The organism is Microbacterium meiriae (assembly GCF_040686935.1).
GTDB classification, from domain to species: Bacteria; Actinomycetota; Actinomycetes; order Actinomycetales; family Microbacteriaceae; genus Microbacterium; species Microbacterium meiriae.
This window is the reverse complement of record NZ_JBFBMF010000001.1, coordinates 747,794-756,223: the sequence shown is the minus strand read 5'-3', so window position 1 is coordinate 756,223 and position 8,430 is coordinate 747,794. Positions and strand designations below refer to the sequence as shown.

At 69.5% G+C, this 8,430-nt stretch carries 11 protein-coding genes; 8 read left to right on the top strand and 3 right to left on the bottom strand.

All coding sequences use genetic code 11. The annotated features are described in order from the left end of the window. The first annotated feature begins 44 nt into the window (after positions 1-44). Entirely contained in the window at positions 45-506 is a 462-nt protein-coding gene (locus AB0P08_RS03705) for a hypothetical protein (protein ID WP_363588120.1), read from the top strand. 15 nt (positions 507-521) lie between these two features. On the opposite strand, the gene AB0P08_RS03700 is transcribed toward AB0P08_RS03705, so the two are convergent. Genes AB0P08_RS03700 through eccD form a run of 3 tightly spaced genes read right to left on the bottom strand, consistent with a single transcriptional unit; the run spans position 522 to position 4,525 of the window. Next, on the bottom strand, positions 522-1,832 hold the full coding sequence (locus tag AB0P08_RS03700) for a S8 family serine peptidase (protein ID WP_363588118.1): 1,311 nt from the start codon (positions 1,830-1,832) through the stop codon (positions 522-524). After that, a complete protein-coding gene (gene eccB, locus AB0P08_RS03695; RefSeq protein ID WP_363588116.1) occupies positions 1,832-3,187 on the bottom strand; it encodes a type VII secretion protein EccB in 1,356 nt (451 codons plus the stop codon). Before eccB ends, AB0P08_RS03700 begins: the two co-directional genes overlap by 1 nt. A gap of 3 nt (positions 3,188-3,190) precedes the next feature. After that, positions 3,191-4,525: a type VII secretion integral membrane protein EccD gene (gene eccD, locus AB0P08_RS03690; protein ID WP_363588114.1), complete on the bottom strand. Its 1,335-nt coding sequence runs from the start codon at positions 4,523-4,525 to the stop codon at positions 3,191-3,193. Positions 4,526-4,680: 155 nt separating this feature from the next. On the opposite strand from eccD, the gene AB0P08_RS03685 reads away from it, so the two are divergent. From AB0P08_RS03685 to AB0P08_RS03655, 7 genes are all read left to right on the top strand, one after another. Beyond that, complete coding sequence (locus AB0P08_RS03685; protein WP_363588112.1) at positions 4,681-4,977, top strand: WXG100 family type VII secretion target; 297 nt, start codon at positions 4,681-4,683, stop codon at positions 4,975-4,977. Further along, complete coding sequence (locus tag AB0P08_RS03680) at positions 4,974-5,630, top strand: hypothetical protein (RefSeq protein ID WP_363444825.1); 657 nt, start codon at positions 4,974-4,976, stop codon at positions 5,628-5,630. Before AB0P08_RS03685 ends, AB0P08_RS03680 begins: the two co-directional genes overlap by 4 nt. Before the next feature lie 35 nt (positions 5,631-5,665). Then, entirely contained in the window at positions 5,666-5,977 is a 312-nt protein-coding gene (locus AB0P08_RS03675) for a hypothetical protein (RefSeq protein WP_363588110.1), read from the top strand. 24 nt (positions 5,978-6,001) lie between these two features. Next, positions 6,002-6,772 carry a hypothetical protein gene (locus tag AB0P08_RS03670; protein WP_187663159.1) on the top strand — a complete coding sequence of 257 codons (771 nt, stop codon included), beginning with the start codon at positions 6,002-6,004 and terminating at the stop codon, positions 6,770-6,772. A 7-nt stretch (positions 6,773-6,779) separates the two neighbouring features. Further along, complete coding sequence (locus AB0P08_RS03665; RefSeq protein WP_363588108.1) at positions 6,780-7,511, top strand: hypothetical protein; 732 nt, start codon at positions 6,780-6,782, stop codon at positions 7,509-7,511. Between the two features lie 192 nt (positions 7,512-7,703). Beyond that, positions 7,704-8,018: a WXG100 family type VII secretion target gene (locus tag AB0P08_RS03660; RefSeq protein ID WP_187663161.1), complete on the top strand. Its 315-nt coding sequence runs from the start codon at positions 7,704-7,706 to the stop codon at positions 8,016-8,018. A 41-nt stretch (positions 8,019-8,059) separates the two neighbouring features. Further along, a complete protein-coding gene (locus tag AB0P08_RS03655) occupies positions 8,060-8,341 on the top strand; it encodes a WXG100 family type VII secretion target (protein ID WP_136052373.1) in 282 nt (93 codons plus the stop codon). Positions 8,342-8,430 lie beyond the last annotated feature (89 nt).

Sequence of the window (8,430 nt, the reverse complement as noted above, 5' to 3'; positions counted from 1 at the left end):
TGCGGTCCTCGCTAGGGTGGGACGTCGGGAGAGGGGACGGACGGATGGATCAGGGTGTGAAGCGGTCGGCGACGACGAGCAACACGTCGCGCAGGCCACGTGTCGCCGGCGTGTTCGCCCTCGTGTTCGGTGCTCTGACGACGATCGTCGCGATTCCCTCGCTCGTCGCGGCGTGGACCGATCCGGGATTCCTCTTCGCGGGTCTGGTGGCTCTGGTCGTCGCAGCGGTGTCGTTCCTCTTCGCCGGCTTCGCCTTCCGGTTCGTCCGGGAGCCGTCGACGACGCTCACCGCGATGACCCCACTGCTCTGGCTCGTCGCGGCGGCGCTCTTCGTCGGTGTGCTGGGCAGCATGGGGGCCTTCGTCTACGGTCAGGTCGTTCAGAACCAGCAGAGCGCGGCCGTCGGGCTGCTCCTGCTCCCGTTGGCGGGAGGTGTCATGATCACCGGTGCGGTGCTCGTGGGGGCGGTCGTCAGGGCGCGACGGGCGGCAGCCGCCGGCCGGTGAGTCGGCCTCTGACTCTCAGACCTCGGGCTCGGGGCGGTCGAGGAGGCCGCCCTGTCGTTCGACGTCGGCCGCCGCGTCGGGCGTGGACTCCCGGCGTCGCCGGAGCACGATGAGGATGCCGAGGACCCCGAGCAGGGTCGCTCCGGCGATCGCGGCGATCAGCGCCACCTCGCGGGTGAGGATGAAGGGCGGCACGCCGTGGTCGGGGTCGACGCTCACGACCGGGGGTCGCACCGCGCTCTCCGCCGTGTCGAAGAAGGGGCTGACGGGCCCGCGCGTGGTGGGGTCGGGGAGGAGCTGGATGGCGGCCGACGGCCGGATGAAGCCCCAGCCGTTCACGTCGTCGCGGTTGTCGGCATCGGCGCGGAGTGCGGTGGCCGTCAGTCGATACGCCCACCCCGCCGGAGGATCGTCCGGGTGCGCCTGGGCGACCAGCGCGGCCGCCGCGCTCACGTAGCCGGTCGCGAAGCTCGATGCCGGGGCGTCGGAGGCGAACAGGCAGTCGCCGCCTCCCGTCGCCGCGGTGAGCACGTTCGCGCCGGGGGCCGTGACGCCAACCTGCGGCCCGTGGATCGAGCTGTCGGTCGCGAGGCCGTTGGCGTCGGCCGCGCTGACGCCGAGGGCCTGTTCGTAGGCGGCGGGATACCGGGCTCCGTCTTCCGCCTCGGGGTCGGAGGCCCTGTTGCCGCCGCTGGCGACGACGAGCGCTCCGACGGCCGCCGCGTGCTCCACCGCGCCTCGCAGTTCGGGGGAGTCCGTCGCCTGCGATGAGGAGACGTTGATGATGTCCGCGCCGTTGTCCGCCGCCCAGTTGATGCCGTCGGCGAGGCGCTGGGCGCTCGGGCCCCACCCCTTGTCGACGTCCTGCGGCGAATCGCTGCGGAACGCGCGCACGGACAGCAGGCGCGCGTCGGGGGCGAGGCCCACGACACCGGAGCCGGAGACGGGCTGCGCCGCGATCTGTCCGGCGATGGCGGTGCCGTGCCCGGTCAGATCGCTCAGCCCGTCGCCGCGTTCGCCGTCGCCGACGAGGTTCACGCCGCCGACGACGACACCGGCGAGGTGCGGGTTGCCGGCGTCGATTCCGGAGTCGACGACCGCCACGACCACGCCCGTGCCCGTCGCGAGGCGGTTCGCGTCCTCCGCCCCGAGGGCCGCGAGTGCCGACGGCGTCTCGGGAGCGAACACGACGGTGCCGGGCTCGCAGGCGCCGGTCGCCATCGACACGATCGTCGCCGGAGCGGTCGGCGCGGCCACCGCGGCGGCCGGCGTCCCCCATACGGCAGCACCCACCACGAGGGTGGCGAGAGCGGCGCGGCGGCGCATCACTCGTCTCCGGAGCCGGGCGACTCTCTCGCGGCCTCTGTGGTCAGCGCCGGCCCGGCGGCGAAGAAGTCGATCCACGCGCTCGGCACCCGCCCGACGTCGCCGGGGGCATAACCGAGCTGGGCGAGCGGTCCGCTGGCGGCGTCCTCCGCCGACTCGTCCGGCACGGCGCCCGGGATGGCGTAGGCGGTTCCGGACTCGTCGACGAGCACGGCCATGCCCACCGCCTCGTCCGACGGGCCGCTCGTCTGCACGAGGGCCCCACCACCGACCGTGACGGCGACACGGTCGCGGTCCTCCGGCAGCTCGGTGCTCGTGGACCCGAGGACGGTGCGGGCGTCGTCGCCCAAGACCGCGCACGGGGTCTCGCCGGAGGCGAGCGGCGTCAGCGGAAGCGTGGGCCAGTCGTCGCCACCGGCGTTCGGCACGGTGGGAACGTCGGCCACCTCCGCCGGCGACACCTCTTCCTCATCCGCGCCGGCCTCCTGCGCGCTGCCGAGCAGGTAGAGCTGGTACGCGAGCGGGCTGAGGCGCGCGAGCTCTCCGGTCGCGAGGGCCACGTAGCGCTCGTCCGCGGGGCTGCCCTGCACGTGCACGATCGTGCCCGCCGTCAGGTCGGTCCCCGGCACCCGGGCGCCGACGGCGTTCAGACGGATCGGCTCGAGGTCGGCGCCGCTCTCGAAGAGGTTGAGCCAGCGTCCGTCGACCTCGATGACGTCGCTGGTGCCGAGGCCGACCGCGCGCAGCACCGCGTTGGCGTCGTCGGCGGGGACGGCATAGCGGAGGCCGTCGGCGATCACGAAGAGCTCGTCGCCGCGCTGCACCACGGCGCCGGTGCCGGTCGAGGGCGTCGCGATCGGCTTCCCCGACAGCGAGACGGCGGTGCCGGTGGCGTCGTCGACGCACGCGGTCCACGCCGTGTTGATGAGGGCGCTCGGGGTGGGCAGGTCGTCAGGGGCGCCGAGGATGCCGATCGAACCGCCGACCGGGATGCCGTCGAGGGCGGCCTGATCCGTGCGCACGACCTTGAATTCGCCGGCGGGGATGAGCAGGCGGGCGCTGGCCGTGTTGATGACGGGGTACAGCGTCCCCTCGACCGAGACGTAGCGGGCGCCCGTGTCGGTGGCGACGATGAGGCGGTTGTTCTGCCAGTCGCCGGGGAGTCCCGGCTGCATGATGCCCCAGAACACGCCGACGAGGATCACGCCGACGGTGAGGGCGATGCCCGCGATGACGGCGCGCAGCGGCTTGGCGGGTTCGAGCTCCTTGCCGCCGGGGGCGCCGCCGGTGAAGGCGGAGAGGAGCCGTCGTCGGCTGAAGCCCTGGGCCTCGATCAGGTCCTTCTTGGTCGCCATCGGTCAGACGAGCCCCGCCGTGATGACCCCGAGCGGGAGCAGGAGGGCGAGCGCGACGACCTCGACCGTGTCGCCGAGCCGCGTGAGGCGGAGGCGGGCCTTGGGTGTGAGCAGCGTGAGGCCGATGAGGACCACGGTCGCGACCACGAGGATGAGCAGCATCCAGGTGCGCACGTCCGGGAGGGTCAGAGCGACGGTCACACCGGTCGCGGCGAGGCCGATGGCTCCGATCGCCATCAGCACGAGCACCCCGAGACGGGCGTGCATCTGCCGCGACTGGAACATCATGCCGACGAAGGCGAGTACGCACAGCACGGCGCCCGTGACACCGCTGGCGGCGACGAGCGGGGTCGCGATCAGGGCGGCGAGGCCGAGCGCGGCACGGAGCGCGATCAGCGTGCGGGTACCGGCCGCGGCGCGACGCTTCACCTCCTCGGCATCGATGGGCTGCGGTGCGGAGAACATGTCGGCATCACTCTGCGGCGAGATCACCCGGATGCGGGTGGAGCTCAGGGCCAGCCAGGGGATGCCGTTCGCGAGCAGCGCCGTGGTCGCGAGCATCAGGGCGTACGAGGCGAGCGGATCGCCGAAGACCGCGGCCGCCGTGGCCGTGATCCCGACCGAGGCGCCGAGGGCGATGGGCACGAGGTGGATCTCGGGCTTGTCCTGGGTGACGGCCAGGCTGAGGCCTCCGACGACGACGAGTCCGAGCCCGAGAGCGGCGAGCGGCCAGCCCCAGATGCTCTGCGCGGGGACCGCGAGGTAGCCCGCGAGCCCGCCGTACGCCGCGGCGGTGAGTCCGAGCGCATGACCGGCCTCCGGCTGCCGCAGCCGCATCAGCACCGCGGCCGCGACGCTGAGCACGACCGCGCCCGATCCCGCGATGATCGCCGGGAGCAGAGACGTCGGCGGCGTCGCGACGAGGAGCACGGCGCAGAGGGCGAGGAAGGTGAGGCTGACGAAGAGGGCGGTGCGGGAGCTGTCCGCGGGCGTCCAGGAGTTGTGCTGCTCCGCCGTCGCGTCGATCACGGCTTCCACGACGTCGTCGTAGATGCGCGGCTCGCGCATGAGCCCGCCGCGTACCAGAGTCAGCAGCTCGCCGTCGTGCACGCCCTGGGCCGCGGCGCCGCGAGCGGGGTCGAGGGGTGTGCCATCCGCCCGCTGCAGCGCGTATCCGCCGTGCGTGAGGGTCGGATCCAGCACGCCCAGACTCCGAGCGAAGCCGGGGATGATCTCGACCAGGGGGACCTGCGATGGCACCCCCACGTCGAGCCTGCGGTCGTCGCTGACCACGGAGATCCGCAGCACGGTTCCTGCCACGGTGCCGCTCTGGCTCATATCGGTGGTGTCCCCCCACGTGTGCGATGCTCTCCCGCCGCAGGCGTTGCGGGGGTCCGGCCCGGACTCACTCTAGTTGACAGGCCAGATACTATCTGTTGCGAACGCGTGGACGAGCGATGGCGGCGTCGCGCGACCGGAGGAAGGCGGGGGAGATGTCGGAAGAGATGAAGATCGGCGGCTCGCAGATCGAGGCGCTGGTCGGTGAGCTCCGTGGGGCGCGCGACGAGATCGCGCGACTGCTCGGCGACCTGCAGGCGAGCCTGGACCGGCTCGCACGTGAGTGGAGCGGCGAGGCCCATCGCGCATATGCGCACGCCCAGGGGCGCTGGAATGCACTGATGCAGGAGATGCAGGACGAGCTCGACCGCGTGCAGCGGCGGACCGGGGACTCGAACGACGTCTTCGCGAACGCACAGCGGTCCACCAAGAGCTTGTGGAGTGAGGCATGACGAATCACGATTCGACGCATGAGCGTCTGGGAGCCCTGCGCGCGGCGGACCCCGAGATCTGGACAGTGTCCGACGATGATGGGCTCGTACAGGTGTCGGTCGGGGCCGACGGTGCGTTCGACCTGCTGCGCCTGTCGCCGCAGTGGTGGCGATCGGTGCGCGCGGAGGATGTCGGTCCGCTGATCCTGCGGCTGTTCCATGCGAGCGAGGCGTCCAGGAATCAGACGAAGGTGGAACTGGAAGAGGAGCTGGGGCACCGCGCCTCAGCGGGCGAGACCGCCCCCACCGTGGAGACGCCGAGAACGCAGGGCCGCGCCGCCCTCAGCGCTCGGCTCGGCAACCTTCTCGCCGCGTTCTCGGAACTCGATGACTATCGGCGATCCGTCGAAGCAGCGACGCGCGAGTCGATTCAGCTGCGCAGCCCGTCGGGAAACGTGACTCTCGAGCTGGTCGGCGGGACTCCTCGCGCCCTGGACGTCGACCCCTACAACGTCCAGTTCACGCCCGAACAGACTCTCGCGTCCGAGATCGTCGGACTGTTCCAGGAAGCGGACCATTGGCTGCGTGATCAGCGTGACCGCGTGCTCGGTGACCTGCCGGAGCTCGAGGCGGTCGTGTCATCCGTCCGCGCCCGCACCCACCCCTCGCACTGACCACCCCTGCACCCGCATAGCGACGACGGAGGACCATGAGTTACGAAGACTATGAGGCGGCGCTCGAAGATCTCGAGGCGGACTCGAAGGTGTGGAGCGACCTGTCCACGACGTACGGCGAAGTGGCCGGGATCGTCGAGGAGTGCGCACTGGCCCGATTCGAGATGGACGGAATCGGACACATGGTCGGTGCCGAAGAGAACTACAACACGGCGCAGGACACGATCTCGACGCTCGTCGACGATGCCAAGATCGCGCTCCAGGCCGTGTCGGACAAGCTTGTCCAGACGAAGCGGAACTACGAGGCGGCCGACGGCTACTCGCAGTGGTTGCTGGATCAGGACTGAGCCGGAGCCTCGGAGAGGAACAACATGGAGTTCATCACACCCACCGACCAGGGTTCGTTCGACGACCTGGTGCGCAACGTCACCGACGGCATCGCCGAGACCGGCCAGAAGCTCACGGAATGCAACGAGGCGTACGACGCCAAGAAGGGCGACATCAGCCTCTGGGATAAGTTCCTCGACTGGTTCAAGAACACCATGAACGAGGTCAGGGAACGTCTCAACGACGCCATCGAGAAGTACAACGAGTTCGTCGCCACGATCGCCGACTATCTGAGTCCCGGCAATCCGTTCGCGATGTACGCGAAGCACGACAAATGGATCACGGTCAAACAGAAGATCACCGGCTCCAAGACGACGATCGAAGGTTCCTACCTGCGCGCGGACAGCACGTGGAAGGGCGACCCCGGCGATGGCTACGGTGACCTCGCGGAACGGCAGAAGGCCGCGATGGACACCCTGGCGGGGTACACGGACTCGATGATGGACTTTCTCAACGAGTATGCGGAGAAGATCCTCAACGCGTGGATCGACTTCGGTGAGCGGATGATCACCTACATGCTCGACCAGGTCGATGCGGCGTCCGAGTTCATCTCGGCAGACCCGCTGAAGTGGCTCGACATCGTGCCGAAGATCGTGAATGTCTGCACGAACCTTGCGCAACTCGCGGTGGACATGACGGCGCAGCTGGCCCGGAACTTCACCGCATCGAAGAGCACCGCCGACTCGCTCAAGCAGGGGATGGCCAATCTCTACGGCTTCCCGAACGGCACCTGGCCGGCTGCCGTCATCTACTGAGGTGATCATGCACGAAACCCGCATCCGCCGTGCGCGGAAACTGCTCGCGTGGACGGGGGCCCTCTGCCTGGCCGCCTCCATGAGCGCGTGCGCTCCGGCGTCGCCGGTGCAGCCGATCGCGACAAGCATCGACGACCTGCAGGCAGAAGCCACGGTCGAGAACTTCTTCGAACTCCTCGAGGACGGAGATGCGCGATCGGCGGCGTTGATGACCGACCTCGACGTCGACATCGACGCCGACGAGGCGCTGCTGCTCGCCGACGAGGTGTACTCGTCTGTCGATTCGAGGCCTGAACTCGTCGAGGTCACCCGGGCGGAGACGGTCGCGGACGGCGCGCAGGTACAGGTGCGGTACCAGGTCGGAGACGACACCAGGGACGAGACCATGCGCCTCGTCCGCATCCCGAAGGAGGGCACGGTCCCGGAGCATCGCCTCGTCCATCTGTCGTCCGAGACGGTCGGGGTGGACATGTCGGGTGCGGAACGGCTGCCCGACGGCACGGAGTACCGCATCAACGGCGTGGACGTGACCGCGGCGATCGTCGCGGCAGTGCAGAATGCGTCCGCCACGGGAGGGACACCGCGCGTGCTGGCGTTCGGGGGCAGCTACCCGATCGACGTCATGGTTCCGGGTGGCGACGGATTCACCGACACGTTCCTCCTCGAGGTCCCCACCTTCGTCGGTGGCGATTCAGCCGGCGAAGGATTCGCGGACTTCGTCCGTCAGCACGGGTTCTGAGTGGTGAGGGCACTCATTCATCGATCGAACATAGAAATTTCGATACGGATCTGTCCAGGCCGTTGGAAATGGGCACCGACCTGCCTTAGCCTATGTGCGGAAACAGATTGGTCGGGGGTTGTTCCGAAGTCGTCCCGTATCGGGAAGGCGCTCCCCCGCGTGTGTCCTCATGGGGACCGGAGGGAGTGAGTAATGGCTGATGTCATCTCCGCAGAAGAGGGGGCTCTGCGTCGCGGAGCCCAGGCCGTGCGGGAGACGAAGTCCGGGATCGATCAGCAGACCAAGAAGGTCCGCGGTGAGATCGAGCAGCTGCGCGGGTTCTGGACGGGTGCGGCTGCCGCATCGTTCACCACGCTGATGTCGCGGTGGGACGAGCAGGCTCGTCAGCTCAACGAGGTCCTCGTGACGCTCGAGGATGCCCTCGCCGGCACCGAGCGCGACCAGGCCGCGACCGAAGAAGCTCACCAGCAGACCATCTCGGGCCTCGGCTCGATGATGGGCGCCTGAGCGCAGACCGCAGAGATTTCAAGGAGAACATGATGCAGTCGATGTCCGTTCGCCCGGAGCAGGTCAACGCTCTCGCGGCGCAGATCCGCAGCGGGTCGCAGGGTATTCGTTCCGAGCTGGACCGCCTCGAGTCCGAGGTCGGCAAGCTGCGTGCGGCGTGGGATGGTGCCGCGCAGCAGGCCTACGACCAGGCGCAGGCCAAGTGGAACCGCTCGCTGAGCGAGATGCAGCAGCTGCTCACGCAGATCGCCGGGAAGACCGAGGAGATCTCGGGTCAGTACGTGCAGACCGACAAGTCGGCTGCGGGGCGCTTCGGCGCGTGAACCCGGGGCGCGGGTCTGGCGCAGCGATGCGTCGGGCCCGCGCCGTCTGCTGTGCTTTTCGGTGAGCCACCGGACAGTACAGCAGGCGT